The organism is Novosphingobium sp. P6W, assembly GCF_000876675.2.
GTDB lineage: Bacteria > Pseudomonadota > Alphaproteobacteria > Sphingomonadales > Sphingomonadaceae > Novosphingobium.
This window is the reverse complement of record NZ_CP030352.1, coordinates 1,282,339-1,307,304: the sequence shown is the minus strand read 5'-3', so window position 1 is coordinate 1,307,304 and position 24,966 is coordinate 1,282,339. Positions and strand designations below refer to the sequence as shown.

Sequence of the window (24,966 nt, the reverse complement as noted above, 5' to 3'; positions counted from 1 at the left end):
CGAACCTGATCGAGACCATCGACATCCATCTGTTCTTCAACCATCGGAAAATTGTTGGCAACCGATTGCAAGTCTTAAAGCTGCCTGGGTTAATTTCCGGCTAAGAGCGGTATGAGCGCAGCCATGATGCTGCGCTGCGTGAATATCCGGCCGTCAGATCAGCGCGAACAGGCGCCCGGCCAGCCAGCCCATCGCCACCGAGACGAACACTGCCATCAGGCCATACGCAAACCCGTAATTGTCGGAAAAATTGGCGATGGCGCGCTCGATCCCCAGCTTGCGCACTTCGACCTGGCTGCTGGCGGAGGCGACCACCCTGCCCTTGGACACCGCATAGGTTTCGGCGGTGTAAATCCCGGTCGGCACCCGCGAGGGCAGGCCGATGCGTGCTTGGTATAGCACCTGCTCGCTCACCTTCACGCCGCCCTCTTCCTCGCGATAAAGGCCATTGCGCCGGTTTACATCGACAAGCCCGGCGGAAAAACGCGCCTGCTCCTCGGGGTCGATCGCTCCGATCGGTGAAAGCTGCAGCCATTTCAGGCCCAGTTCGTAAATCGCGGCGGTCTTGTCGTCGACGATGTCGGCGATCGGCTTGGTTGAGGCGATGGCGTAGTAGCTGGGCGCGCTGCGCAGTTCCGTGCTGGCGACGTTGATCCAGATGCCCGCCACTTTCTGCTTCTCGCGCAGGACGATCGACTGCGTCGGGCCCTTGAGCACGACGATGATGTCGTAATCCTGCGCCGCGCGGGACCCTTCAGGCGTCAGGATAGCGCCGAACAACAGCAGTTCGGTGCCGGTGAAGCCCTGTTGGAGGTTCACCTCGTGCTGCGAGATTTCGGGCACCAGAATCGGGTCGCGGGCGCCGGTGAGCATGACCAGCGCGAAAAGCGCCAGCAGCGACGACGCGAATGCCTTCACAGCGGCGCCACCGTGTAGATTTCATCGGGCCGATAGCCCAGCCCCAGCGCCATGCGCCCGGCGACGAGCAGGACGATGACGGCAAGCAGCAGGCGCAGCTTCACCGGACTGGCTTTCTGCGCGAACTGTGCACCCACTTGCGCGCCGGAGACCGAACCCAGCAGCAGCAGCGCGGCCAGGACGATGTCCACGGCATGGGTGGTGAGCGCATGCATCATCGTCGTCGCCATGGTGACGAAGAGGATCTGGAACAGCGAGGTGCCGACCACCACGTTGGCGCTCATGCCCAGGATGTAGAGCATCGCGGGCACCAGCACGAAGCCGCCGCCAATGCCCATCAGCATCGTCAGGATGCCCGTGCCTATCCCCAGCAGCAGCGGCGCAAGGGGCGAGATATAAAGGCCCGAGCGGTAGAAGCGCCAGCGCATCGGCAGGCTTGCAACCATGGGGTGATGGCGCCGCTTGCGCGCGGGCAGCGGCACGCCCGAACGCTCTGCCCGGATCGACTGGATGCTTTCCTTCGCCATCAGCCCGCCGATCGAGCCGAGCAGCACGACGTAGAGAATATTGATGACCGTATCGATCTGCCCGAGCTTTTCCAACAGGTTGAACAGGATCGCGCCCAGCCCGGTGCCGATGATGCCCCCGGCCACCATGACCGCGCCCATCTGGTAATCCACCCCGCCGCGCCGGGTATGCGCGAACACGCCCGAGACGCTGGCGCCGGTCACCTGGCTGGCAGCCGAGGCTGCCGCGACGGTCGGCGGGATTCCGTAGAAGATCATCAGCGGCGTCGTAAGAAACCCGCCGCCCACGCCGAACATGCCCGAAAGCAGGCCGGTGAGCGCACCCAGGCCGACGATGATGAGACCGTTGACCGAAAGGTTGGCGATGGGAAGATAAACGTCCATTGCGGGTTCTCGCTACCGCAGCATCAGCCGCGAGAAAAGCGGCGAATCAGAAACCTGCGGATAGCGTAAGGGCAGGTCCCGAATTGGGCACCGCATCGCCGGCCAGCCGGAAACGCCAGTCGACCGCGATGCGGCCCGCCGTACCGCGCCCCAATGGCATCGCGATAGAGGCGGTCGGCCCCGCATCAAGCCGCTCCGCACCCTTCTGGGCGCCGCCCCACACACCGCCACCGATGCGTGCAGCAACTTTGCCGAACGAGAACAGCGCGCGGTCGCCGCGAAACTGGCCGTCTGCAAAAGGCGTGGCAAAGCGGCCGGCGACATAGCCGGCCTGCGCATAGGCCTCACCGCGAAAACCCGCGGGAAGCGCGAACCATGGCAGCTCCGTAACGGCCATGGCAACGGGCTGGAAGCGGCGATGGCCGCCTTGTTCGGTCAGCCGTCCCTCCAGCGCCGCGATCACCGGCAACGACGGAAACGGCCGCGCAGACAGGCCCAGCGCCGCCGAAGTTTCCTGCAACTGCCCCAAGGTCGAAGTGGTGCGCATGTAGGCGGTCGGGCGATAGGCGCTTGCCAGTGCCAGTCGATACCGCAGCACCGCACCGGCCTGACTGGCACCATACGTCGCCGGCAAGGCCCCGGGAGATGCTAGGGCGCCCGATTCGTCACGGCGCAGCAAAGCCCACGTATCCGCCGACCACCGCCTAACGCGCGGTGGACCGGCTTGCGCTTTCGCGGATACCGAAGGCGGAGAGGCTTGGGCCATGCCCGGTGGTTCCGGCGCATAGAAGCGCGGCAAGGATTCGGTCATCGCGAACTCACTGCGCAGATGCCCGGGTATGAGCGGCAGGTCGGCCGGAGCCGGCAGAGCGCCATTCCACCTTGGGCTCGCCGCCGGGTGCATGGCATAGCGCCAATAGGGCATGACCGGCCGGGCGGTTGCGAAGCCTGCCGGGTAGACATGGCCTGCCTCCACGGCAACCGGGGTCGATCCTGCCCCAGGCAGCGATTGCGGCCCGCCCAGGCTATCGGCCACGAAGCCGCCTTCCGGCACGGATGCTCCCGGCGCGGCCCATTGAAGCGCTGCTGCGACCGGCGGCTCCCAGGTCGCTACGCGCCCACCGACCCAGCCGCCCAGCACCGCAAGCAGAGCGATAACCGGATGGCCGCGCGAGATACCGCCGCCGGTGCTCATCGCGTCAGGCCCCTCGCCGCTTCTCCCATGGAAGGAAGAAGAAGGGACGGATGCCCTGCGTGCTCGGTCTTTTCCCAGCGCACCGCCTGCCCTTGCAGCGAGCGGACATAGCTGGCGAGCGCGCGCCGCCCCGCCAGAATCGCGATGGCATTGGCGACCGGTATGCGCATCACCGCACCCAGTCCTTCGATTATGCCATATTCGCGCGTGGTGAATGCAAAGCGGAATGCCGCCCGCCACAAGAAACCGACAAGGCAAAGCCGAAGCAGCCCGTGCAGATAAGGCGAAACCGTGACCTGCCCATGTATCCCGGCCGCCGCACCAAGCCACTGAAGCCCTTCGATCATCAGAAAGACGTAGGCGCAGGCCAGGACGATCGCCGTGAGCGGCCCGCGCCGGTCACGCAGCGCCATCCACAGTTCGGTAGGCCCTGTGCTCCAGCCCATCCTGTCCCAGCCCTGAAAGGCGATGCCGTGGATCCACCGCGATTTCTGCCGCACGGATTCTTCCAGTGTAGCCGGAAAATAAGCGCGCGTGGCGACCAGTTCGCCGTTCTCGTCCCGGACCCGCAGGAACCGCGAACGCCCTCCCTCGCGCCGGACCAGCAGGCCAAGCTCGTAGTCCTCGGTGAGGCATTCGGCGGCGAAGGGGCCGCCTTCCCCGCGTCCTGCCGCACCGCGCCGCCGGGCGATGCGTGCAATCATCTCGCGCGAGAAGCCGCAGCCCACCCCCGCCGCCGGTATCGCCGCGCCCAGTGCATCGCGCACCACCATCACCTTTGCGTGGGCTTCGGCGAATTCGTCGGCATAGTGTCCGCCTATCCATGGCGATGCCCGTTGAAGTTCGGCCCGGACGGGCAATTGCACGAAGTCTGCGTGCGCAAGTCCGGCATCGATCACCGCAAGTTCGGCCGGATGGACCATGTCCTCCGCGTCATGGAGAATGACCGAGCTATACCGCCGCGCGTACCGCTGCTCGTCCCTGCACAGCGCGGCATATATGCGGTTGAGGCAATCAGCCTTGGTGGTTGGCCCCGGACTTTCGCTGATCACCACCCTGACGCGGGGATCGCTGCCCGCCGCCGCCATCGCCGCTGCAATGGTCTCGGGATCGTTGCAGTAGCAGCCCAGGTACAGGGTGAGTTCGTCCTGCCGCCAGACCGACAGGGCATGGCTGACGGTATGGCCGATGACGGCCGCTTCCCGCCACGCGGCAATGACCACGGCTGCTCGGCCAGCGAGCGGGGCCGAAGCTTCCGAATGGGTAATCCGCCCGGAGCGCGCGCGGCCGGTCAGCCTCAACCAGATCCAGCACAGATCGACGCCGAAATCGTCCAGCGCGCCGAGAATGAACCAGAATCCCGTGAAGAGCAGCAATTCGTGCTTCGCGATCTGCAGGCACAGAGCGACATATTCCAGCACTTGCCCCTGCACCAGTTCCCCCTTGGTCGCGTTAAATCATGCGGACCGCACCCCTGCAATCCGTCACCAAGGGGGAGTATGATGACCCACCGAGAATTCACCAGTCGCTTTGGCGTTCATTTCATAAAGTTAACAAATGTAAAATGGTGCGAACTAGGCTCTCAGCTAGCCGAAACCCGCGCTTTGCCAAAGAAAGCAAAACGCGGGAGGCAAGGACAGTTTACCAGCTGCCGACGTTGGGCATGCTCGCCCACGGCTCCGCCGGATCGAGACGGCCGTCCTGCAGCAGTTCCACCGAAATTCCGTCTGGCGTCAGCACAAAGGCCATGTGGCCATCACGCGGGGGACGGTTGATGGTCACGCCGCCGTCCTGCAGACGCTGGCAGGTCTCGTAGATGTCCGCGACCTGGAACGCGAGGTGTCCGAAGTTGCGGCCGCCGGTATATTCCTCTGCCGCGCCGTCCTCTGCCGGCCAGTTGTACGTCAGTTCGACCTCGGCTTCTTCCTGCCCCGGTGCTGCCAGGTAGATCAGCGTGAAGCGGCCCTGATCGCTGGAGAAACGGCGGGTTTCCTTCAGGCCAACCAGTTCGAAGAAGCGGATCGTCGCATCGGGATCGGTGACGCGGATCATGGTGTGCAGGTAGCGTGTCATGGAACGAGCTTTCTCGGTTCATCTATGGAATTGAACGGTTCATCGCGCATACAGCCGTCATCCGGCATAGCGCGGCGACGATCAGGGAGAGATGCGATGAGCGAAGATAGTTCGAGCGAGACGGCAGGCAAGGGTACAGGCGGCATGAATTCCGTAACCATGCGCTGGCTGGCAAGTTCGGCGATCCTTGCGGTGGGGCTGGTGATCGGCGGCTTCGCACTGGGCGACGGGATCAAACGCGCCCAGAGGGCCGACCGCGCCGTTACCGTCAAAGGCCTGGCCGAGCGGGAAGTCACCGCCGACCTTGCCACCTGGACCATCAGCTATTCCGCCAGCGCGTCCGACCTTGCCACCGCCCAGTCCAGCGTCGACCGCGACACCGCGCAGATCCGCGCCTTCTTTAGCGAACTCGGCTTTCCCGCCGATGCTCTCCAACCCACCGGCGTCAACGTCAACCAGGTGAAAGACAACAACGGCATCGTCACCTTCACGGTGCGCCAGCGGGTGAGCCTTCGCACAACCGACATCAAGCGCGCCCAGAATGCGGTGCGCCGCCAGTTCGATCTCGTAAAGCGCGGCGTCATCCTCGAGGAAGGTTCGGGAATGGCCTATACCTTTACCAAGCTCAATGGCATCAAGCCCGAGATGGTGGCAGCCGCAACCAACGATGCGCGCGCAGCGGCAGAGCAGTTCGCCAAGGATAGCGGATCGCAGGTTGGCGCGATCAAGAACGCGGCGCAGGGCTATTTCTCGGTCGAGGCGAGAGATGGCGATTCCGGCGGTGGCTGGGGCCAGTCGGACACGCCCTACAAGAAGGTGCGCGTGGTCACGACGATAGACTTCTACCTGAAGTAATATGCCGCCTTTGCAGATACGAAGAACCCGCCCGGATCGCTCCGGGCGGGTGTCCTCCTGCAAACCTGTCGGCCTGCCGCTATCAGAACGAGGCCGTCAGCGTGGCGACGACTGTGTCGTCGGTGTAGCCATCGACGCTGGGTCCGGTCACACCGACGTAGGACACGCTCAGCGAGAGCGGGCCGTAAACGGTAGCCGAGGCGCCGATCGACCAGTCAAGGCCGGTGCGGTCGGACGTCGAGTAGTAAGACGGAGCGAGCGCGCCATCGGTGTAACCCAGGTGGCCCGAAACAGTCAGCGGCGTGCTGGGGATCGCCACATCGAGGTTGCCGTAAACATAGAGGTTGTCCGACTTCCTGTTGCCCGCGAAGTTCGGCAACGCGCTCTGCTTCCAGGCGTACGTCGCACCGACCTTGAGCTTGCCGGGACCAACCTGGCCGGTGACCGAGGCGTAAGGCTCGAAGAATTCGGAATCGCCGCCAGTACCGTTGGGATAGGCGTAGTACAGCAGGCCGACGTCAGTCGTCAGGCCCGAGGTCAGGGCGCCCGTCCAGCCGCCGAACAGGTCAAGTTCGGTGCTACCGTAAAGCGAGCCGAGGTCGATCGAGGAACCCCAGGTGCCAACGTAGAAGCCGCTGGCGTGCGAAACCGTGATGCCGCCCTGGATCGCAACGTCGCCGCCCGACTGCGACACGCCGCGAAAACGGTAATCGCTGGTCACGGCAGCGCTGCCGGTAACGGTGATTTCCTTGGGAGCCTCGGCATCCTGGGCGAAGGCCGGAGCGGCGGAAAGTGCAGTTCCCGCAAGGAGAGTGGCGCCGATGGCGCCGCGGACGGACAAAAGCATGGTCGTTCCCTCACAAATTATGTCTTTGATGCCTCGTCCCTGCCTGCATCCGTCTCATCCGGTCTCGTTGCGGACCTGAATTGCTACGACACAATATTGCTGCACTGCACACAAAGATCGCACAAGAAACATTTCAATTGAGCAATATTTCAGACATGAAGTGTGGGTTTTATGCCACGGGTGGTGGTCGCATCCGCAACGGTGCTATCGATAGAAGCGACGGGTTGTGCCGGCTTGCAGCGCACCCTATATTGCGGCGCAACAAATGATTTCCATGATCCGCAACCTTCTGGGCCGCCGCGATGTAAAGCGGACCCCCTCGATCCCTTCAGGCGAACGCGTATATGCCGTGGGCGATATCCATGGCCGGGCCGACCTGTTCGAAGATCTGATTCTCGCCATCGAGCAGGACGATGCCGCACGCGGCCGCGCGTACACCACGGTCGTCCTGCTGGGCGATTTGATCGACCGCGGTCACGACAGCGCCGCCGTCGTCGAGCGCGCCCGCCGCTGGGGCAGCCAGCGCAACGTCGAATTCATCCAGGGCAACCATGAGGAAATGCTCCTCGTCAGCCGCGACGATACCGACGCGCTGCGCAGCTTCCTCAAGTTCGGCGGGCTGGAGACGATCCTGTCCTACGGAGTAGACCCGGAAGCGGCGTCATCCGCCGAACTGGACGAATTGCAGCGCCTGATGAACGCGGCGATCCCGCAGGACGACATCGATTTCATTGACGCCTTCAAGAAGATGGTACGCATCGGCGACTACGTCTTCGTCCATGCCGGCGTGCGGCCCGATACTCCCCTGGAACACCAGTCCGGCCGCGACTGCCGCTGGATTCGCGAACCGTTCCTGAGCCATCGCGGCGACTATGGTGGTTTCGTGGTCCACGGCCATACGATTACGCCGGAACCTGACGTCTGCACCAACCGCATCGGTATCGATACCGGCGCTTTCCTCCACGGTACCCTCACCGCAATCGGGCTGGAAGGGGAGGAACGCTGGTTCATTCAGGCCCACGACTCGGCCGCGCACAGCCAAGCAGCCTGACAATTGCGCTGCCCTCCGGCTGATCTGGAGGTTCTGGCTAGGTTTTCGGGAGCGGCCCTGAAGGCCAGCGCCGCTTGCGAGCTAGCGATCAAACCTGATAGCCGATCCCTGATTGCGCCGGGGAGCCTGTAAGCCGGGTTCTGTTCCTGGCGTGGTCTCCCCATAGGACCGAAGTCCGGGGGACCTTACGCCGCGGTGGCAGCCATTCCTCTAGGCGACGTATTGCTACACCGCTCAAGCGACCAACCCGGGCTGCCTGGGCTCGAAACGAACCCGCCGATCTCCCGCTTTCGCAGCGCCGGCGCGCAGCCCCTATTCGGTCTTGCTCCGAGTGGGGTTTACCTTGCCGCTTACCGTTACCGGCAGCGCGGTGCGCTCTTACCGCACCCTTTCACCCTTACCTTCCCATTCGATCCTTCGACAAGCTCAGGATGAGCGGGGTTGGCGGTCTGCTCTCTGTGGCACTTTCCCTAAGCTTCGCGCCGCTGATCCTTCGACAAGCTCAGGATGAGCGGCACTCGCCCGGCGGGCGTTACCCGCCACCCTTGTTTCGTGGAGCCCGGACTTTCCTCGGCCTTCGCCTCGCTCATCTGAGCTTTTCGAAGGACGCGGCTGCCCGGCTCCCCGGCGCGGGGGTCACCTAGCACGCCCGGTATCGCGTTCCAACAGCAGTTCGAGCAGTATCGCGCCGATCTCGCCGTCGATTTCGCCGTCGATGACTTCCGGCCGCCAGCGCCGCTGGAACGCCCGCACGGCGGCGCGCCCATCCGTGATGTCGTAGCCGAACCGCTCCATCGCGAGGTAAAGGGCGCCGGGGTTGTCGTAGAACAGGTTCATCTTCGCGCGCGGGATATCCAGCGCGAGGCCCAGTTCGGCAAGGCGCGGCCAATCGAAGTATTCGCCCGGATCCTGCTTGCGCGCGGGCGCGATGTCGGAATGGGCCACCACATTGGCGCGGGGAATGTCGTGCCGGTCGAGGATGTCGGCAAGCAGCGGCGTCAGCGCGTCCATCTGCGGTTCGGGGAACGGGCGGTAGCCCCAGTCATGACCGGGGTTGACCAGTTCGATGCCGATACTTGCCGAATTCACGTCGGTGATGCCGCGCCAGTAGGACTGGCCGGCGTGCCAGGCCCGCTTGTCCTCGGGCACCAGCGAGGTGACCATGCCATCCTCGTCGATCATGTAGTGAGCCGAGACCTGGGCCTCGGCATCGCACATCCGCGCCAGCGCCTCATCGGCGGACTTCATGCCGGTGTAGTGCAGGACCGCCATCGTGACGGGCAGCTTGCGCTCGTTCCAGTTGGGGGAGGAGACGGTGCGATTGACAAGCCAGCGGTTCATCTCGTGCATCCTCCCCTTGTTATCAAATCAGGCCCCGGGCAGGACCGCGCCGAGCACCAGCGCGTCGTCTGCCAGAACATATTGCAGCTTGCCGCCGATGGTCCTGGCAAGCTGGTCGAGCATCGCCGCCGGAGCGGTGCGGCTGGACAAGTCGCCTTCGGGCAACGTGCCTTCCAGCGCGCGGCCGACATCCCGGTCGAACGCGATGCGCGGACCGGACGAACGCACGACGATCTCGCTGGCGCCGCCATGGCCCGAGCCGGGATCGGCGCGGTATTCCGCCGCGATATCAAGCGTGCCGCCGCGCGGCAGCGCCTCAAGCCCGATCAGCGCGAAGTTCAGCAGCGTCTTGATTGCCGGCTTGGGCAGCGAATCGCTGGGCAGCGCCCAGTTGAGGGTGACGCGCGCGTTGTTGGAGACCAACGCGTCGATCAGAGCCTTGGCCTCGCTCACCGGCACCATCTCGCCGAAACCGCCGGCCGCGCCGAAGGCGAGGCGGAAGAACTTGAGCTTGTCGGTGGAAATCCGCGCGCTCTGGTCGAGCAGTTCAAAGCAGCGCGCCCGCATCTCCGGGTCTTTCTCATCCGCCAGCAGTTCGAGACCGTTTGAGAGCGCCCCCACCGGGCTGAGCATGTCGTGGCACAGGCGCGAACACAGGAGGCTGGCAAGTTCGAGCGAACTCGTGGTCATGGGATGAGGTGCTTTCCGTCTTCTTTTCGTGCGGCCCCGCTCGGACACGCGGCGTCAATCCACCGCGCGCGGGGCCAATTGCACGAATCCATTCCCGCTATCGCGCCAGAATGCAACCTCGCTCCGCGCGATGATCGCCCAGATGCGCGAATCCCCGGTGGAATGTTCGCAATCGGTCGCGGAGGGTATGGGATCGCCCGTAGGATGCGAGTGATAGTAGCCCAGCACCCGGCGCCCGCCGCCCCGCGCCGCCTTATGCGCGGCGAGCAGTGCAAGCGGGTCGATCTCGAAATGAACGCAGCGGTTGGCGGCCACGTTCGCAGCCGCCTCGGCGACCTCGATCCGCTCGGCCCCATCGCCTTCGATACCGCCCAGAAGCAGGCCGCAGCATTCCTCATCCCCGGCTTTCTGGGCTTCATCGCGCAGTGCGGCCAGAACGCCACTTGTCACCTCGACTTCCATCCCCAAATCGTACCTGCAATGGGGCTTAAATCAAATATCATCGAAGGCCGGACCGGCGCGCCCGGCGGCCGCCTGGACAAGGCACTGGCGGACGCGAGCGGACTGTCGCGCGAACGGATCAAGGCGCTTATGGGCGAAGGCCGCATAAGCCTGGCCGGGGCGCCCGTTTCGTCAGCCTCCTCCAAGGTCGAACCGGGCACCGCTTTCACCATCGAAGTGCCCGAAGCCGCGCCCGCTGAAGCGGTAGCCCAGGACATTCCGCTCAGCGTCGTGTTCGAGGACGAATACCTGATCGTGATCGACAAGCCTGCCGGCCTCGTCGTCCATCCCGCTGCCGGCAACCTTGACGGCACGCTGGTCAATGCCCTGCTACACCACTGCCGGGGCCAGCTTTCCGGCATCGGCGGGGTCGCCCGGCCCGGTATCGTTCACCGAATCGACAAGGATACCTCGGGCCTTCTGGTGGTCGCCAAGACCGACAAGGCGCACGAAGGTCTCGCCGTCCAGTTCGCGGACCATTCGATCGTGCGGGCCTACTTGGCCGTTGTCGGCGGGCGCCCGGTTCCTGCCGCACGGACCGTGACCGGCTCGATCGCCCGCTCCAACCATGACCGCAAGAAAATGGCGCTGGTTGAGGACGGGCGCGGCAAGCATGCCGTCACCCATTTCCGCACGCTGGAACTGATGAACGGCTCCACCCTGATCGAGTGCCGCCTGGAGACGGGACGCACCCATCAGGTGCGCGTTCACATGGCGTCAATCGGTCATGCGCTACTAGGGGATCCTGTTTATGGGCGAACACCTTCCTCCTTGCGCGCGGTTCTGCAAAGACTCGATTTTCGGCGTCAGGCGCTCCACGCCGCGGAACTCGGCTTCGTCCACCCCGTTAAAGGGGAAACGGTTCATTTCACCAGCCCGCTACCCGACGACATGCGGACACTGATCGATGAACTGCGAAACTGAAATCGCTTTTATGTGCTATCATGAACAGGTGGCCGCAAGCTAAGACGCCTCTCAAGGGTCTTTGACCTCGTGCCGACCTAGAAAGGACGGATAAACCGTGAGCAACAACAGAAACGTCGCGACCGTGCCGGCGCTTGGAGGCGAACAGAGCCTCAATCGCTACCTGTCCGAAATCCGCAAGTTCCCCGTCTTGGCTCCCGAGCAGGAATATATGCTCGCCAAGCGTTATTCGGAACATGAGGATCCCGCCGCCGCCGCGCAGCTGGTCACCAGCCACCTGCGCCTCGTCGCCAAGATCGCCATGGGCTATCGTGGCTACGGCCTGCCCGTGTCCGAGCTGATTTCCGAAGGGAACATCGGCCTGATGCAGGGCGTCAAGAAGTTCGAGCCGGAGCGTGGGTTCCGTCTGGCCACCTATGCCATGTGGTGGATCAAGGCCTCGATCCAGGAATACATCCTGCGTTCGTGGAGCCTGGTGAAGATGGGCACCACGGCCGCGCAGAAGAAGCTGTTCTTCAACCTGCGCCGCATGAAGAAGAACCTCGACGCTTACGAGGACACCGACCTGCATCCCAGGGACGTCACGAAGATCGCGACGACGCTGGGCGTTTCCGAGCAGGAAGTGGTCAACATGAACCGCCGCATGATGATGGGCGGCGATGCCTCGCTGAACGTGTCCTTGCGCGAAGAAGGCGAAGGCCAGTGGCAGGATATCCTCGCGGATGACCGTCCGCTGCAGGACCAGACCGTCGCCGAAGCGGAAGAAGCCACCGTGCGCCACGACATGCTGGTCGAAGCCATGAGTTCCCTGAATGAGCGCGAGCGCGACATCCTGATGGAACGCCGCCTCACCGAGGACCCCAAGACCTTGGAGGAGCTGAGCCAGGTCTACTCGGTCAGCCGGGAGCGCGTTCGCCAGATCGAAGTACGCGCCTTCGAAAAGGTTCAGAAGGCAATGAACCGCATCGCCACCGACAAGCGCCTGCTTCCCGCCGGCGCCTGATCGCAAAAGCATTAAAAGCCGGGTCATCCGCAAGGGTGGCCCGGCTTTTTCGTGCCCGCAGCGCGTCGACTTTTCCAAGCCCAATTGCTTGTCCCCCCGCTCGTGCTGAGCCCGTCGAAGCACGCTGGCGCAACTGCGGTGACTTGGACTAGAGAGGACGCGCGCTCCGCCCTCACACCAAGGCCCGTCCCTGCCCATGCGTCTTATTGCCAAGTTCATCCTATGGTTCGTGGCGATCAGCGTCGGACTGGTGGTGCTGTACCGCTTCGTGCCGCCACCGGTGACAGTGACGATGTTGGTAGATGGCAACGGCATCACCAAGGACTGGGAGCCGCTCAGCAACATTGACCGCAATATGGTCGCCGGGGTGGTCGCCGCCGAGGACGGAAAGTTCTGCACCCACAACGGCTTCGACACCGACGCGATCGAAAAGGCGATGGAGCGCAACGCCAAGGGCGGCCGCCTGCGCGGCGGTTCCACGATCAGCCAGCAGACCGCCAAAAACGTGTTCCTGTGGCAGGGCGAGGGCTGGACCCGCTACGCCCGCAAAGGGCTGGAGGTCTGGTTCACCTTCCTGATCGAGAACCTGTGGGACAAGCGCCGGATCATGGAGGTGTACCTTAACGTCGCGGAGACCGGCATCGGCACGTACGGCGTCGAAGCCGGAGCGCAGCGCTATTGGGGCAAATCGGCCGCGAACCTTTCCACTGCCGAGGCCGGCCGTATGGCCGCCGCCCTGCCCAGCCCCAAGACCCGCAGCGTCACCAACCCCTCCGGCTTCACCCGCCACTACGGCAACACAATCGCCGGACGCATCGGCATGGTAAAGCGCGACGGCTACGATGCCTGCGTCTACGAATAGACGCGCGCGCCAGGCATCCGAAAAGCGCTCACTGCTGAGTGCCGGCTGACGCCGGGGAAACGCGTTATCGAAGCGGAATGGGGTCGACGCCGGGAATGTCCATGCGCGCGGCGCTGGCAGGGGCCTGCCCTCACGTTCCGAACGTGCGGACAGCGGCACATGCATTCCGGCTCAGCCTGTATTCAAGGCATCGGCTTCGGCTGCAACTTCGGGCTGTCATAGGGGATTCTAGGAAGCCCTTGGCGCAGGCATTTCTCGCATAGGCAAAAGGCGTGCCGGAGGCCAAGGATCGGGCCGATCCGGCGCATGGTTTATGCAGCTGCGGCTATGCCCCCACCCCGGTCCACGAGACCAACCCGATGACGCATCATGCCATGTGCTTGGGCTGACGGATGCCCAGCATAAACCCTATTTGGCTCAAAATTGCAGACTGCTGCGGCGCCTGCAACGGCCTTGTGCCACGCACAAACGAAAAGGGGAGGAACCTCGCGGTTCCTCCCCTCTCCTGTAACGCAACTACCGTATCGAGGGCTATCAGAAGCCCATGATGAAGGTGGCGCTGATGGCACGCGGCGAACCGAAGTTCACGAATGCCGAGGTGGAGCTGGCCAGGGTATCCAGACCGCCGCTGAACGAACCGACGTAGTATTCGTCGAACAGGTTCGAGACGTTGAGCTGGATCTGGCTCTTGGCGAGGCCAAGGCTCTCCAGGTTGTAGCGAACGTTGAGGTCCACCACGGTGTAGGCCTTGAACTTGCCGCCAGGAGCGATGATCTTCGGCGCTCCGGCAACGGTAACGGTTTCGACTTCACCGTTGATGTCGTTCAGGAAGCGATCGCTGGTGTACTTGGCCTGGGCACCGAACTGGAAGTCACCCACGTCGACCTGAGCGCGGCCACCGAACAGCCATTCAGGAGCAGCGCGTTCGCGCTTTCCAGCAGTACGCAGGTAGCTGATGGTGGTACCATCGGTCTGCGCGACGTTGTAGCACAGGCCGGCAAGCGCGATGTCGCTGGTCGCAGCGCAGCTGCCGGTGACGGCATCGTTCTGGATCTCGGACTTGATCCACGAACCGAAGACGTAGAGCGACAGCGGCTGAACCGGGCGAACCGAGAAGCTGGCGTCGACGCCGTACTTCTTGACCGGACCCAGGTTGGTGTCGGTGCCGTTACCGTCGATGTCGTAGGCGGTGACGAGACGGTTCTTGTACTTCGAATACCAGCCGGTGATCGATGCCTGAACGACGGGAGTCGAGTAACGCAGGCTGGCGTCGAAGCTGTTCGACGATTCCGGCACGCGGTAAGCGGCGTCGCTATCGGCCGGGAAGTAGAAAGCGTTGTAGAGGGCATCGGTGCTGGGAACCGACAGGTTCTTGGCATAGCTGCCCGCGATGCTGACTTCCGGCGTGATCTTGAACACGGCGCCGACGTTCGGCAGGATCTTGTCGTAGTCCAGCTTGCGCGAACCCGGCAGGGCAGCACCCGAAGCACGGCCGGTCGTCGCATTGAACGAGTACGGACGGGCAGCGATGTAAGCGGCCTGCTGGTCAGCAGGTACGCAGTCCACGAAACCGCCCGAGGAGGTGGTGAAGCAGTTCTGCGTCAGGTCGCGCTTGAAGAACGGTGCACGAACGCCAACGAGGACGGTCAGCTGGTCGTTCAGGAAGTCGCCGCGATATTCACCAGCGATCTGGTGCAGCGTGGCGTACGAGTCGCGGTCACGCTTCTGCAGGACGTTGCCGGCCCTGTCGGTCAGCGGATCGTTGACCGGGAACACGTCGAACGGCTCGCCATTGGCCTTCAGGAAGCCGGCTGCACCGGTCTGGCGGTGATGCGCGCGGTCGAACGAATACGACAGACGAACGCGGTTCGTGTCGTTCAACTCGTAGGACAGGTTGGCAATCGCGACATAGCGGTTGGTCTTGGTCTGGCTGGGCTGCACCAGGGTTACCTGGCCGATCGCGCCGTCACCGTTCAGGTCGCGGCCAAAGTAGAAAGCGCCGCCGTAGTTGCCTGTGCCGGAGAAAGCAGGGGTGATGAGGGCGCCAGTCGTGGTGTTGAATACCGCAGCGCGCGTATAAAGACCCTCGTTAGCCGACGTGGTGCCGCCGCCGTTAGCCTTGGTGTACTGATAGGCAGCGTCGACCGAAAGGGTCAGCTTGTCGGTCAGCGTGAACAGCGAGGCAAGGCGAACGTTGCCGGTATTCGAAGGGTTGTAGCGACGCTCAAACGACGTGCCGCAGCTGTTGACTACGCTGGTCTGGCTAACGGTGCAGGGAATGCCGCCGGCAACTTCGTAGAAGCGGCTCGACTTGTCGCTGTTGAACGCACTGGCGCGCAGCGGCGAACCACCGAAGTTGTTGCGGTTCTCGTTATAGTGGCCCGACAGCGAGATGAAGTCGCCGTTGTCGCCGATCGGCTGGTAAATCTTGGTGTTGAACTGCTTCTTCTGGACCTTGCCATAATTGGCAAAGGTGGCGCCGTTGCGGGCGAACGAGCCAGTGAAGTAAGCCTTGGTGCCGATCGAGGTGAACTCACCGGTCTCGACCTTGGCGAAGTAGCGCTGGAACGAACGGTCTTCGCCGCCCGAATCCTTGGCTGCGATGTCGCCGTAGGACAGGCTGGTCATCACGCCGAACTGATCGTCCGGAACCTTGGTGTTGATGTTGACGGTGCCGCCAACCGCAGCAGCGGTTGGGGTGTCGACGTCGGTCGAGCCCAGGTTGACGTTGACGGTCTCGATGATCTCGGCGTCGACCTGCTGGTTCGAATAGACCGCGTAGTTACCCGAATCGTTCAGCGGAATGCCGTCGAAGGTCTGGGCGATACGGCTGGAATCGAAACCGCGGATCGTGAACGAGCCGCCGCTGGAACCCCAGGGGTCGTTGTTGGTGAAGCTGACGCCCGGAACGAGGTTGATGATCTCGTTGACCGACTGGCCAGCGCGCTGCGAAGCGATGAATTCCTTGCCGATCTCGACCTTGGCCTTGGGCGAATCAGGCGTGCGGACACCGACGATGTCGTTGATGCGGCCGCCGGTGACGATGATGGCGTCGCCATCAAAGTCGGCCGAACCGGTCGACTGGGCGAAAGCGGGAAGCGCTGCTGCGGCGGCGCCGAGCGCCAGCGTGCTGGTAGCGATCTTGAGGAAGGTGTGGGATTTCATTTTATGCCCCTGAGCTTGTCAGACTGAAGTGGTCACAACTTGCGACGAACTGCTTGCGCCACATGATTGCTGCGGCTGCTAAGAGCAGCGAGATATGACAACTTTCTGACATTTGGGAATCATTTAGCTACAACGACGCGAAATTTTGTGACACTATGGTCACATCCGCACTATTTTCCGTTTTTTTCCTAATTATTTCATAGCGTTAAATGTTGTGCTGCATAGTGGTCGGTGGCATAAATGTCACGCCAACTGAAAACCGATTGCTGCACCTGCGAGACGCATTCACAAGAGAAAATCAATCACTTCGCGTGCGCATTGCACTGCGGCGTGTGATGTTACGTCATAGCTTGATGCGCGCAGGCAACACGTGCCAATCCCTCGTCCATGGGCGCTGAACATCATCACGGACACTCGCACGGACACGGCCATTCGCATGGCCATGGTCATTCCCACGGCCACGCGCATCATGCGCCGCCGCCAGGCAGCGTCGGCAAGGCTTTTGCCATCGCCGTCTCACTCAACCTGGTGTTCGTCGTGGCGGAGATCGCTGCAGGGCTGCTCAGCGGCTCGATGGCACTGCTGGCGGATGCCGGCCATAACTTGTCGGACGTGCTCTCGCTGGTGCTGGCCTGGGTCGCGAGCGTACTGGCGGCGCGCCCGCCTTCCGAGCGCTTCACTTATGGGCTGAAAAGTTCGTCGATCCTGGCCGCCATAGCCAATGCGGCGCTGCTGTGGGTGGCGATCGGCGCGATCCTGGTCGAGACGATCCGCCGCATGGCCGATCCCGAGCCGGTCGCGGGTACGACGATGATGGTGGTCGCCGGGCTTGGCATCGCCGTGAATGCACTGTCTGCGCTGCTGTTCGCAAAGGGCGCGAAGTCCGACCTGAACCTGCGCGCCGCTTTCGTCCACCTCATGGCCGATGCGCTGGTGTCGGTGGGCGTGGTGATCGCGGGGGTTGTCATCGCTACCACCGGATGGGCGCTGGTCGATCCGATCGCCTCGCTGGTGATTACCGCCGTGATCGGATGGTCGAGTTGGGGCCTGCTGCGCGATGCATTGCACATGGGCATGCTCGGCGTGCCGGAAGGTATCGACGGCCCTAAGGTCCGAGCCTTCCTAGAAAGCCAGCCGGGGGTCACTCGCGTCCACGATCTGCACATATGGCCGATGAGCACCACCGAAACCGCGTTGACCGCTCATCTCCTGATGCCGGGAGGTCAGCCGGGCGACGCTTTCCTGTGTGCCTTGGCCGACGGCCTTGCCCGCGAATTCGGCATCGGTCACCCCACGATCCAGATCGAGACCGACGCCGCCAGCCCTTGCGCGCTGGAAAGCGAAGCGGTGGTCTAACCGCCCTGCTGGTAAGGGACGACCCTTCCCATCCTATCGCGGGTGCCGGGCTGCCAGCGCAATGCCCGCGAGGTTCTGCTCGCGCTTGATCCAGCGGACCCTGCCTGGCGCGCCCTTACCGGCAAGGGCAAGGAAAGTGGCGGCATGGCCTGAGTCGGCCCGGCCACTTCGCAAGACCGCATCCGCCGCGTCGATGATCTGGCGCGCATCGCCGATCAATTCGACATCGGCGAGCCCCAGAGATTGCGCCAGTTCCAGCGCACGGATCAGGGCCAGCCATTCGGCGTCGGTATTGTTGCCCTTCCCCAGGTCGTCGAACACATACACGGCGCCGCGCACCACCACGGCAACCTCGATCTGTCCGGGATTCGGGCGACAGCCGCCGTCAAAGAACACTTTCAACCTGCGCCGCATGATCGCCGTTTCCGTCTGTCTTCCAACGAAAAGGCCGCCCACCTTGCGGTGAGCGGCCCTTCGATTTCCTACCGAAAAGCTACCCTCAGGCGGCTTCTTCGGCCTTGTCGCCCTTGAGGACGCGGACGGGTTCCTTGCGGCCTTCCACAACGTCCTTGTCGACGACGACTTCGGCGATATCGCGCTCGGTCGGCAGGTCAAACATGGTGTCGAGCAGCAGCCCTTCCACGATCGAGCGGAGCCCGCGTGCGCCGGTCTTACGCTCGATAGCCTTCTTGGCGATGGCTTCGAGTGCATCGTCGGTAAACGTCAGTTCGACGTCTTCCAGTTCGAACAGGCGCGCGTACTGCTTGATCAGTGCGTTCTTCGGCTCCTTGAGGATCTTGACCAGCGCCTCGATGTCGAGGTCGTTCAGGGTCGCGATCACCGGCAGACGGCCGACGAATTCAGGGATCAGGCCGAACTTCAGCAGATCCTCAGGCTCAGCCTTCTGGAGCAGTTCACCCACGCGGCGCTTGTCCGGGTCGGCGACATGCGCACCGAAACCGATCGAGCGCTTCTGCAGGCGGTCGGCGATGATCTTGTCGAGACCGGCGAAAGCACCGCCGCAGATGAACAGGATATTGGTCGTGTCCACCTGCAGGAATTCCTGCTGCGGGTGCTTGCGGCCGCCCTGCGGCGGGACCGAAGCGGTGGTGCCTTCCATCAGCTTGAGCAGTGCCTGCTGCACGCCTTCGCCCGATACATCGCGCGTGATTGACGGGTTTTCGGCCTTACGGCTGATCTTGTCGATCTCGTCGATGTAGACGATGCCCTGCTGCGCCTTCTCGACGTTGTAGTCGGAGGACTGAAGCAGCTTGAGGATGATGTTTTCCACATCCTCGCCCACGTAACCGGCTTCGGTCAGCGTAGTGGCATCGGCCATGGTGAAGGGCACGTCGAACGTCTTGGCCAGAGTCTGCGCAAGCAGTGTCTTGCCCGAACCGGTCGGACCGACAAGCAGGATGTTCGACTTCGAAAGCTCGACGTCGCCTTGCTTGCCGCTGTGCTTGAGGCGCTTGTAATGGTTGTGGACAGCCACTGACAGGACGCGCTTGGCGCGTTCCTGGCCGATCACGTAGTCGTTCAGCATCTCGCAGATTTCACGAGGAGAGACGATTTCGCCTTCCTTGCGACCGGCGATTCCGGCCTTCGTTTCTTCGCGAATGATGTCGTTGCAAAGCTCGACGCATTCGTCACAGATGAAGACCGTGGGGCCCGCGATCAGCTTACGCACTTCGTGCTGCGACTTACCGCAGAAGCTGCAGTAGAGGGTGCTTTTCGCGTCAGATCCGCTCAATTTCGTCATTTTCCGTCTTTAGCCTCCAATCGAGGCGACTCGTCCACTCTACCCTGCCGGGGACCGGTTTTGCAATCCTAGTGCCAATTCCTTGCCATAGACTGAAAAACGCGGTCCCATTTCAGGGCATCAGGCCATCCGTTCAGGCAGCAGACTTGTCACCTTCGGGGCGGGTTTCGAAGACCTTGTCAACGAGGCCGAAGGCCAGCGCTTCATCGGCTTCGAGGAACGTGTCGCGGTCCATCGCCTTCTCGATCTCGTCGAGGGTCTTGCCCGTGTACTTCACGTAGAGATCGTTCAGGCGGCGGCGCATACGCAGGATTTCGCGTGCCTGGATCTCGATGTCCGATGCCATGCCCTGCGCGCCGCCAGAGGGCTGGTGCACCATGATGCGGGCATTGGGCAGCGCGATACGCATACCGGGTTCGCCGGCCGCGAGCAGGAAGCTGCCCATCGAGGCGGCCTGGCCGATGCACACGGTCGACACACGCGGCTTGATGTACTGCATGGTGTCGTGGATCGCCATGCCGGCCGTTACCACGCCGCCCGGCGAGTTGATGTACATCGAGATGTCCTTCGACGGATTTTCCGACTCGAGGAATAGCAGCTGCGCAACGATCAGCGAAGCCATGTGGTCTTCGACCTGGCCAGTGATGAACACGATGCGCTCGCGCAGGAGGCGCGAGTAGATGTCGAAGGAGCGCTCACCGCGGCTGGTCTGCTCGACGACCATCGGCACGAGCGCGCCGGTCACGGGATCGGCGTGAAACTTTCCTTGGGCGCCCGAAGCGCCAAACAGGTCGAGCATGGGAGTCCTCATCTGGGTTGGAACGCCTATGTCGCGTGGCCGGGCCAGATGTTCAAGGGGATTAACCGATCAATCGGCACCGCGCTTGGGACAACTCTGTTGCAAGGCGGGGCGCGGGGCCGCAGATTTGTCTTCGCATCCCGCATCAGAACGCAGGTCTTACCCCCTATGCGCCAATCCGCATTGATCTTCCTCGCCTTGCTGCCGCTGGCTTTCGGCGCCGAAACGGTACAGGCGCAAGAGACGCCGGAAGACTATCTCGACCGCATCGCCGCGATCAACGAGGCGGGCCCTTCGATTCATGCGGTGATCGCGCTGGCCCCGGCAGAGGCGATCGCAGCGGCTCGCCGGGGGAGTGGCCCTCTCGCAGGGCGCGCGGTGCTGGTGAAGGACAATATCGAGACTCGCGACATGCCCACCACCGCCGGCAGCCTTGCGTTGAAGAATAACGCCACCGGCCGCGACGCCCCGCTGGTGGCAAAACTGCGCGGCGCGGGCGCGGTAATCCTGGGCAAGACCAACTTGTCCGAGTGGGCCAACTTTCGCGGCAATCATTCTTCCAGCGGGTGGAGCGCGGCCGGTGGACAGACGAAAAACCCTTACGCAATCGACCGGAGCCCCTGCGGCTCGTCCTCGGGCAGCGGCGCGGCGGTGGCGGCGGGCCTTGCCTGGGCGGCCATCGGTACAGAAACAGATGGGTCGATCACCTGCCCCGCCTCGGTGAACGGGGTCGTCGGCTTCAAGCCCAGCGTCGGCCTTGTCAGCCGCGCGCTGGTGGTGCCGATCAGCGCGGTGCAGGACACCGCCGGGCCGATGGCAGCGAGTGTCCACGATGCCGCGCTTCTGCTCACCGCGATGGCCGGAACCGACCCGGCCGACCCCGCAACGGCCGAGGCGGGCAAGCACGCCGGCGATTTCACCGCCGGACTGGCAGAGGCGAAGCTGGCGGGCGTGCGGGTTGGCGTGCTGCGCCGACAGGTAGGCTCCGTGCGCGGAGTGGCGACGCTGTTCGACCGCGCAGTCGCCGACATGAAGCGGGCAGGCGCGCAAATCGTCGAGATCGACTTCAAGCCCGCGCCGCGCCTTGAACAGGCTGAGTTTACGGCGCTGCTGTTCGAATTTCGCGAGGGGATCAATGCCTATCTTGCCGCGCTTCCCGGCTCCGCTCCGGTGCGTGATCTGGCCGGGCTGATCGCCTTCAACAAGACCCATGAGGCCGAGGAAATGCGCTGGTTCGGGCAGGAGCTGTTCGAAAAGGCGCTCGCCGCCACCGATCGGGCGGAATACGAGAAAGCCCGCAGCGATGCGGCGCGGCTTGCCGGGACGGAAGGCATCGACGCACTGCTGGCGAAAAACAAGGTCGACGTGCTGGTCGCGCCGACCACCGGCCCGGCCTGGGCCATCGATCTCGTCATCGGCGATCATTTTCTGGATATCGGCGCTGGTTCGCTGGCAGCAGTGGCGGGTTATCCGCATCTCTCGGTACCGATGGGGGCGGTGGAGGGATTGCCGGTCGGCCTGTCGTTCATGGCGGGCAAATGGGCGGACGCGAAAGTCCTGCGCATCGGCGCGGGCTACGAAAAAGCGCGTAGCGCGGTTCTCGCAAAACCCGCGCTTCAACCTTGGCGCGCCCGGTGAGCCCTGCTTCAAACCCGGCGCCGCCGCGGTTTGGGGATAAGCATGCCCGTGCTCGCCCGGTATCGGACGTAATCCTCGCCGAACACATCGATCAGGTCGCGCTCCTCGAAGCGGATCGCAACGATCATGAACACGGATAGCGCGGCGGCCAGCAGCAGGTGCCCCGCCGTCATCAACGGAGTCGCCCAGAAGGCGAGGAAGAACCCGGAATAAAGCGGGTGGCGCACCAGCCGGTAGAAGAACGGCTGGCGAAGGACCGCCGGCGCGGCCATTTTTCCGCGCAGGTTGTTCCAGACCTGAGTGAGACCGAACAGCTCGAAGTGGCTGATGAGAAACGTGCTCACCAGCACGATCAGCCACCCGGTCGCGAACAGCGCCCACAGCAGCCCCGCTGCCAGCGGATTGCCGACCGACCAGACCACCGCCGTGATCGGCCGCCAGAAGACCATAAGGGCGATCAGCGCGGCGCTGGCGGCAAGCACATAGACGCTGCGCTCGATCGGCTTGGGCACGATTCGCGTCCACGCCGCCTTGAAGCCCGGCCGGGCCATGACGCTGTGCTGCACCGCGAACAGGAGGATGAGGGCCAGGTCGATCACCGCAGCTGCGCCGGGAGCAGTTACAGGGCCGCCAGCATCGACGGTATGAGACAGGACCGGCAATCCGGCGACGAATACGATCAGCCAAAGGAACGTCGCAAAGAATACGGCGTAGGAAATCACGCCGAAGAAGAGAAAGACAAATCTCACCCCTACCTCCCATGATTACTTCATTTGACGACAGTATCATGCGGGATCGGCATTGTCATTTTGCTGCGAAGCTCGGAAACTTTCGCCGGAACGTCCTGATAAGACTGGCATAGGGCGCAAGGTCAGGCGGTCAGCGCATTCCCCGCACAAGACCGACTCGCAGGGCTAAACGAAATCGGCCCGGCGCATCGCTGCACCGGGCCGATTTTCAAAAACGGTCGAACCGTAAGGAGGATCAGCCCTCCTTGTCGGCAGCGGCCTTCTTCTTGGCAGGCGCCTTCTTGGCGGGCTTGGCTTCTTCAGCCTCGTCTTCCGATGCGTCGTCGGCCTTCTTGGCGGCAGCCTTCTTCGCGGGAGCCTTCTTCGGCTTTTCCTCGGCGTCCGCTTCGGCTGCGGGAGCCTCATCGGCGGCGTCGTCAGCCTTCTTGGCGGCCTTCTTCGCCGGAGCCTTCTTAGCAGGCTTCTTGCCTTCCGCCGGCGTCTCGCCGTCGGTGTCGGCTTCGATGGCGGCCTGCAGCTCCTCGCGGGTCACTTCGCGCTCGGTGACGTCAGCCTTCTCGATTAGGAAGTCGACGACCTTGTCCTCATAGAGAGGCGCGCGCAGCTGGGCTGCCATCATCGGGTCCTGCTGGACGTATTCGAAGAAGCGCTGGCGGTCTTCCGGACGATACTGCTGGGCAGCCTGGCCGACCAGCATCTGCATTTCCTGGGCAGTCACTTCGACGCCGTTGGCCTGGCCGATTTCCGACAGGAGCAGGCCCAGACGCACGCGGCGCTCGGCGATCTTGCGGTAATCGTCCTTCTCGGCTTCGATCTCTTCCAGAGCGGCGGCGGGATCTTCCTCGCTCTGCGCTTCCTGGATGAGCTGCTGCCAGATCTGCGAGAATTCGGCTTCCACCATGGTCGGTGGCACGTCGAAGTCATGGCCGGCAGCCAGCTGGTCGAGCAGCGAGCGCTTCATGGCGGTGCGGGTCAGGCCGGCAGTTTCCTGCTCCAGCTGGCCGCGCAGCAGGCCGGTGAGCTGCTCGAGGCTTTCCAGACCCAGTTCCTTGGCGAAGTCGTCGTCGATCTTCGATTCGGCGGGCGCCTTGATCTCGTGGGCGAGGATGTCGAAGGTGACTTCCTTGCCGGCGAGGTTCTCGGCCGGATAGTCTTCAGGGAAAGTCACGGTGATGACGCGGTCGTCGCCGGCCTTCATGCCGACCAGCTGCTCTTCGAAACCGGGGATCAGGCGGCCCGAACCGATCACGATCGGCTGCTTCTCGGCCTTGCCGCCGTCAAACTCGACGCCGTCGTGCTTGCCGGTGAAGTCGCAGATGACCTGGTCGCCGTCGGCGGCCTCGCCGTCCTTGGTCTCGAAACGCTGCTGCTGGGTGGCGATACGCTCCACAGCTTCGGTCACGGCTTCGTCAGCGACCGGAACGGTCAGCTTGTCGAGCTTCAGACCGTCGAGCGCGGGCGCTTCGATCTTGGGCAGGATTTCCAGGCTGACGGTCAGCTCGGCGTCCTTGCCTTCTTCGTAGCCGTCGGTCAGCTGGACGTCGGGGTTCATCGCCGGACGCAGCGCGTTGTCGGCAACCAGCTTGTCCATCGCTTCGCGAATCGAGGTGTTCAGCGCTTCCTGGTGGATCGCCGGGCCGTGCAGCTTCTTGACGAGGTTCACCGGAACCTTGCCGGCGCGGAAGCCGGGCATCTTCACCTGCGGGGCGATCTTCTTGACCTCACCCTCGATCTTCGCGGTGATGGCCGAGGCGGGGATGGTGACCGTGTAGGCGCGCTTCAGGCCTTCGTTGGTCGTTTCGACGATCTGCATTTCGATGCCTTCCTGTGCAATCCAAAAGGGCTTGCGGCCCGTATTACCTGGCTCCCGCCCACACAGGTGACGGATTGGTGCGGGCGAAGGGACTCGAACCCCCACATCTTTCGATACTGGTACCTAAAACCAGCGCGTCTACCAATTCCGCCACGCCCGCATGAGAGAAGCCGAAAACTCAAGGGACGGGCCCTTATATGCCTGCGCGATAAAGGGCAAGACCGCTGATTCGCATGGGCTTGAACAGCGTGTCGGCAGTGCCCACTTCGAGAGGGGAGACGGGGCGAGTTTAAGGAGCGAAAACAACCATGGCCACCCAGCCAGCCGACAATCCGGGCGATACGCCGGTAGAGTTCCCCACGCCCACAGATCCGGGCGCTCCGGGCGGGCCTGACGAAAGCCCCGCGCCGGGTCCGGACTACGACCAGCCTAGCGAAGCGCCGGTGGAACTGCCGCCGCCGGATTGAGGTATATCTATAGAAACCGTCGTCCCGGGCCTGGTCCGGCACGACG

23 protein-coding genes, 1 tRNA gene and 1 other RNA gene are annotated in these 24,966 nt (G+C 63.4%); 8 read left to right on the top strand and 17 right to left on the bottom strand.

Annotation, left to right across the window (positions count from 1 at the left end):
* Positions 1-153: 153 nt before the first annotated feature.
* The 5 genes from TQ38_RS06340 to TQ38_RS06320 all read right to left on the bottom strand — a co-directional run bounded on the left by TQ38_RS06340 (position 154) and on the right by TQ38_RS06320 (position 5,097).
* Complete coding sequence (locus TQ38_RS06340; RefSeq protein WP_370059797.1) at positions 154-873, bottom strand: TIGR02186 family protein; 720 nt, start codon at positions 871-873, stop codon at positions 154-156.
* Positions 874-914: 41 nt separating this feature from the next.
* A complete protein-coding gene (locus tag TQ38_RS06335; protein ID WP_043976295.1) occupies positions 915-1,829 on the bottom strand; it encodes a sulfite exporter TauE/SafE family protein in 915 nt (304 codons plus the stop codon).
* 46 nt (positions 1,830-1,875) lie between these two features.
* On the bottom strand, positions 1,876-3,024 hold the full coding sequence (locus TQ38_RS06330) for a hypothetical protein (RefSeq protein ID WP_043976297.1): 1,149 nt from the start codon (positions 3,022-3,024) through the stop codon (positions 1,876-1,878).
* Complete coding sequence (locus TQ38_RS06325; protein ID WP_043976299.1) at positions 3,021-4,457, bottom strand: glycosyl transferase family protein; 1,437 nt, start codon at positions 4,455-4,457, stop codon at positions 3,021-3,023. The genes TQ38_RS06330 and TQ38_RS06325 overlap by 4 nt, the downstream gene beginning before the upstream one ends.
* Positions 4,458-4,665: 208 nt before the next feature.
* Positions 4,666-5,097 (bottom strand): VOC family protein, encoded by a 432-nt coding sequence (locus TQ38_RS06320; RefSeq protein WP_043976300.1) that lies wholly within the window; start codon positions 5,095-5,097, stop codon positions 4,666-4,668.
* A gap of 144 nt (positions 5,098-5,241) precedes the next feature.
* On the opposite strand from TQ38_RS06320, the gene TQ38_RS06315 reads away from it, so the two are divergent.
* Positions 5,242-5,952, top strand: coding sequence for an SIMPL domain-containing protein (locus TQ38_RS06315; RefSeq protein WP_113941956.1), 711 nt, complete (start codon positions 5,242-5,244; stop codon positions 5,950-5,952).
* A gap of 82 nt (positions 5,953-6,034) precedes the next feature.
* On the opposite strand, the gene TQ38_RS06310 is transcribed toward TQ38_RS06315, so the two are convergent.
* Complete coding sequence (locus TQ38_RS06310; RefSeq protein ID WP_043976304.1) at positions 6,035-6,799, bottom strand: TorF family putative porin; 765 nt, start codon at positions 6,797-6,799, stop codon at positions 6,035-6,037.
* Positions 6,800-7,064: 265 nt separating this feature from the next.
* On the opposite strand from TQ38_RS06310, the gene TQ38_RS06305 reads away from it, so the two are divergent.
* Entirely contained in the window at positions 7,065-7,850 is a 786-nt protein-coding gene (locus TQ38_RS06305; RefSeq protein ID WP_043976306.1) for a metallophosphoesterase, read from the top strand.
* A gap of 113 nt (positions 7,851-7,963) precedes the next feature.
* Here TQ38_RS06305 and rnpB read toward each other — a convergent pair.
* The 4 genes from rnpB to TQ38_RS06285 form a co-directional block, all read right to left on the bottom strand.
* An RNA gene (gene rnpB, locus TQ38_RS06300) (RNase P RNA component class A) lies at positions 7,964-8,478 on the bottom strand.
* Positions 8,479-8,486: 8 nt separating this feature from the next.
* Entirely contained in the window at positions 8,487-9,191 is a 705-nt protein-coding gene (locus tag TQ38_RS06295; protein WP_043976456.1) for an N-acetylmuramoyl-L-alanine amidase, read from the bottom strand.
* Positions 9,192-9,218: 27 nt separating this feature from the next.
* Complete coding sequence (locus TQ38_RS06290) at positions 9,219-9,881, bottom strand: histidine phosphotransferase family protein (protein ID WP_043976307.1); 663 nt, start codon at positions 9,879-9,881, stop codon at positions 9,219-9,221.
* A 54-nt stretch (positions 9,882-9,935) separates the two neighbouring features.
* On the bottom strand, positions 9,936-10,331 hold the full coding sequence (locus TQ38_RS06285; protein WP_370059788.1) for a Mov34/MPN/PAD-1 family protein: 396 nt from the start codon (positions 10,329-10,331) through the stop codon (positions 9,936-9,938).
* A 30-nt stretch (positions 10,332-10,361) separates the two neighbouring features.
* On the opposite strand from TQ38_RS06285, the gene TQ38_RS06280 reads away from it, so the two are divergent.
* From TQ38_RS06280 to mtgA, 3 genes are all read left to right on the top strand, one after another.
* The gene (locus tag TQ38_RS06280; RefSeq protein ID WP_043976311.1) at positions 10,362-11,306 is read left to right on the top strand and encodes an RluA family pseudouridine synthase; all 945 of its coding nucleotides are present in this window, start codon (positions 10,362-10,364) and stop codon (positions 11,304-11,306) included.
* 97 nt (positions 11,307-11,403) lie between these two features.
* Positions 11,404-12,309 (top strand): RNA polymerase sigma factor RpoH, encoded by a 906-nt coding sequence (gene rpoH / locus TQ38_RS06275; protein WP_043976313.1) that lies wholly within the window; start codon positions 11,404-11,406, stop codon positions 12,307-12,309.
* A gap of 196 nt (positions 12,310-12,505) precedes the next feature.
* Positions 12,506-13,171, top strand: a complete 666-nt coding sequence (gene mtgA / locus TQ38_RS06270) for a monofunctional biosynthetic peptidoglycan transglycosylase (protein WP_043976315.1) — start codon at positions 12,506-12,508, stop codon at positions 13,169-13,171.
* Between the two features lie 534 nt (positions 13,172-13,705).
* Here the strand turns inward: mtgA and TQ38_RS06265 are convergent.
* Positions 13,706-16,336 (bottom strand): TonB-dependent receptor, encoded by a 2,631-nt coding sequence (locus tag TQ38_RS06265; protein WP_043976316.1) that lies wholly within the window; start codon positions 16,334-16,336, stop codon positions 13,706-13,708.
* Between the two features lie 387 nt (positions 16,337-16,723).
* On the opposite strand from TQ38_RS06265, the gene TQ38_RS06260 reads away from it, so the two are divergent.
* Positions 16,724-17,692, top strand: coding sequence for a cation diffusion facilitator family transporter (locus TQ38_RS06260; protein ID WP_043976318.1), 969 nt, complete (start codon positions 16,724-16,726; stop codon positions 17,690-17,692).
* Between the two features lie 33 nt (positions 17,693-17,725).
* Here the strand turns inward: TQ38_RS06260 and TQ38_RS06255 are convergent, their stop codons facing one another.
* The 3 genes from TQ38_RS06255 to clpP form a co-directional block, all read right to left on the bottom strand.
* Positions 17,726-18,106, bottom strand: a complete 381-nt coding sequence (locus TQ38_RS06255; protein WP_043976458.1) for a ribonuclease HI — start codon at positions 18,104-18,106, stop codon at positions 17,726-17,728.
* An 85-nt stretch (positions 18,107-18,191) separates the two neighbouring features.
* Entirely contained in the window at positions 18,192-19,454 is a 1,263-nt protein-coding gene (clpX, locus tag TQ38_RS06250) for an ATP-dependent Clp protease ATP-binding subunit ClpX (RefSeq protein WP_043976320.1), read from the bottom strand.
* A 133-nt stretch (positions 19,455-19,587) separates the two neighbouring features.
* Positions 19,588-20,253, bottom strand: a complete 666-nt coding sequence (gene clpP / locus TQ38_RS06245; protein WP_043976322.1) for an ATP-dependent Clp endopeptidase proteolytic subunit ClpP — start codon at positions 20,251-20,253, stop codon at positions 19,588-19,590.
* A 168-nt stretch (positions 20,254-20,421) separates the two neighbouring features.
* On the opposite strand from clpP, the gene TQ38_RS06240 reads away from it, so the two are divergent.
* On the top strand, positions 20,422-21,891 hold the full coding sequence (locus TQ38_RS06240) for an amidase (RefSeq protein ID WP_043976323.1): 1,470 nt from the start codon (positions 20,422-20,424) through the stop codon (positions 21,889-21,891).
* 8 nt (positions 21,892-21,899) lie between these two features.
* Here the strand turns inward: TQ38_RS06240 and mddA are convergent, their stop codons facing one another.
* The 3 genes from mddA to TQ38_RS06225 form a co-directional block, all read right to left on the bottom strand.
* Positions 21,900-22,640, bottom strand: a complete 741-nt coding sequence (gene mddA / locus TQ38_RS06235) for a methanethiol S-methyltransferase (protein ID WP_043976325.1) — start codon at positions 22,638-22,640, stop codon at positions 21,900-21,902.
* 235 nt (positions 22,641-22,875) lie between these two features.
* Positions 22,876-24,453, bottom strand: coding sequence for a trigger factor (tig, locus tag TQ38_RS06230; RefSeq protein ID WP_043976327.1), 1,578 nt, complete (start codon positions 24,451-24,453; stop codon positions 22,876-22,878).
* A 75-nt stretch (positions 24,454-24,528) separates the two neighbouring features.
* A tRNA-Leu gene (locus TQ38_RS06225) sits at positions 24,529-24,613 on the bottom strand.
* Between the two features lie 148 nt (positions 24,614-24,761).
* On the opposite strand from TQ38_RS06225, the gene TQ38_RS30540 reads away from it, so the two are divergent.
* Positions 24,762-24,920 carry a hypothetical protein gene (locus TQ38_RS30540; RefSeq protein ID WP_169794979.1) on the top strand — a complete coding sequence of 53 codons (159 nt, stop codon included), beginning with the start codon at positions 24,762-24,764 and terminating at the stop codon, positions 24,918-24,920.
* Positions 24,921-24,966: the final 46 nt, after the last annotated feature.

What these genes read in the sequence shown, in the direction of transcription:
- TQ38_RS06340 (WP_370059797.1), bottom strand. Translation starts at nt 873, where the DNA reads ATGCTCACCGGCGCCCGCGACCCGATTCTGGTGCCCGAAATCTCGCAG.
- TQ38_RS06335 (WP_043976295.1), bottom strand. Translation starts at nt 1,829, where the DNA reads ATGGACGTTTATCTTCCCATCGCCAACCTTTCGGTCAACGGTCTCATC.
- TQ38_RS06330 (WP_043976297.1), bottom strand. Translation starts at nt 3,024, where the DNA reads ATGAGCACCGGCGGCGGTATCTCGCGCGGCCATCCGGTTATCGCTCTG.
- TQ38_RS06320 (WP_043976300.1), bottom strand. Translation starts at nt 5,097, where the DNA reads ATGACACGCTACCTGCACACCATGATCCGCGTCACCGATCCCGATGCG.
- TQ38_RS06315 (WP_113941956.1), top strand. Translation starts at nt 5,242, where the DNA reads ATGAATTCCGTAACCATGCGCTGGCTGGCAAGTTCGGCGATCCTTGCG.
- TQ38_RS06310 (WP_043976304.1), bottom strand. Translation starts at nt 6,799, where the DNA reads ATGCTTTTGTCCGTCCGCGGCGCCATCGGCGCCACTCTCCTTGCGGGA.
- TQ38_RS06305 (WP_043976306.1), top strand. Translation starts at nt 7,065, where the DNA reads ATGATTTCCATGATCCGCAACCTTCTGGGCCGCCGCGATGTAAAGCGG.
- TQ38_RS06295 (WP_043976456.1), bottom strand. Translation starts at nt 9,191, where the DNA reads ATGAACCGCTGGCTTGTCAATCGCACCGTCTCCTCCCCCAACTGGAAC.
- TQ38_RS06290 (WP_043976307.1), bottom strand. Translation starts at nt 9,881, where the DNA reads ATGACCACGAGTTCGCTCGAACTTGCCAGCCTCCTGTGTTCGCGCCTG.
- TQ38_RS06280 (WP_043976311.1), top strand. Translation starts at nt 10,362, where the DNA reads ATGGGGCTTAAATCAAATATCATCGAAGGCCGGACCGGCGCGCCCGGC.
- mtgA (WP_043976315.1), top strand. Translation starts at nt 12,506, where the DNA reads ATGCGTCTTATTGCCAAGTTCATCCTATGGTTCGTGGCGATCAGCGTC.
- TQ38_RS06265 (WP_043976316.1), bottom strand. Translation starts at nt 16,336, where the DNA reads ATGAAATCCCACACCTTCCTCAAGATCGCTACCAGCACGCTGGCGCTC.
- TQ38_RS06260 (WP_043976318.1), top strand. Translation starts at nt 16,724, where the DNA reads ATGGGCGCTGAACATCATCACGGACACTCGCACGGACACGGCCATTCG.
- TQ38_RS06255 (WP_043976458.1), bottom strand. Translation starts at nt 18,106, where the DNA reads ATGCGGCGCAGGTTGAAAGTGTTCTTTGACGGCGGCTGTCGCCCGAAT.
- clpX (WP_043976320.1), bottom strand. Translation starts at nt 19,454, where the DNA reads ATGACGAAATTGAGCGGATCTGACGCGAAAAGCACCCTCTACTGCAGC.
- clpP (WP_043976322.1), bottom strand. Translation starts at nt 20,253, where the DNA reads ATGCTCGACCTGTTTGGCGCTTCGGGCGCCCAAGGAAAGTTTCACGCC.
- TQ38_RS06240 (WP_043976323.1), top strand. Translation starts at nt 20,422, where the DNA reads ATGCGCCAATCCGCATTGATCTTCCTCGCCTTGCTGCCGCTGGCTTTC.
- tig (WP_043976327.1), bottom strand. Translation starts at nt 24,453, where the DNA reads ATGCAGATCGTCGAAACGACCAACGAAGGCCTGAAGCGCGCCTACACG.
- TQ38_RS30540 (WP_169794979.1), top strand. Translation starts at nt 24,762, where the DNA reads ATGGCCACCCAGCCAGCCGACAATCCGGGCGATACGCCGGTAGAGTTC.